Source organism: Polynucleobacter sp. AP-Feld-500C-C5, from assembly GCF_018882265.1.
In the GTDB taxonomy this organism is placed as follows: Bacteria; Pseudomonadota; Gammaproteobacteria; order Burkholderiales; family Burkholderiaceae; genus Polynucleobacter.
The window spans coordinates 1-438 of sequence record NZ_JACVOW010000013.1 but is presented as its reverse complement, the minus strand read 5'-3'; the positions used below and the strand labels follow the sequence as shown (position 1 = coordinate 438).

At 44.7% G+C, this 438-nt stretch carries 1 protein-coding gene; it reads right to left on the bottom strand.

Features of this window, described 5'->3' with window-relative positions; genetic code table 11:
• Window positions 1–438: tetratricopeptide repeat protein (locus ICN21_RS01680; protein ID WP_216176294.1), on the bottom strand; the 438-nt coding region annotated here is incomplete at both ends.

Genomic DNA, 438 nt, shown 5'->3' with positions numbered 1-438 from the left:
CTTGGTAATGATCCCAGGAGCATATTTTCATCTTTGCATGAAGCAACTCCCCATGCGCCCAATCAATCTCAGGTTTGAGGCTAAGCGCTCTCTCGTAGTGAGCTATCGCCTCTTCATACCTCTTGAGATGATTTAATGTGACACCTTTATTAGACCAAGCTTCTGCATAATCAGGCTTGAGAGTAAGTGCTCTCTCATAGTGAGCTATCGCCTCTTCATACCGCTTGAGCTCATTTAGCACAATGCCTTTATTTGACAAAGCCTCTGCATAATCTGGTTTGAGACTTAAGGCCCGATCAAAGTGAGCTATCGCCTCTTCGTACCGCTTGAGCTCATTGAGAGTCGCACCTTTATTTGACCAAGCCTCTGCATAGTCGGGTTTGAGACTTAGGGCTTTATCAAATGCAGTAATTGCTTCTTCATAGCGCTTGAGTTCAT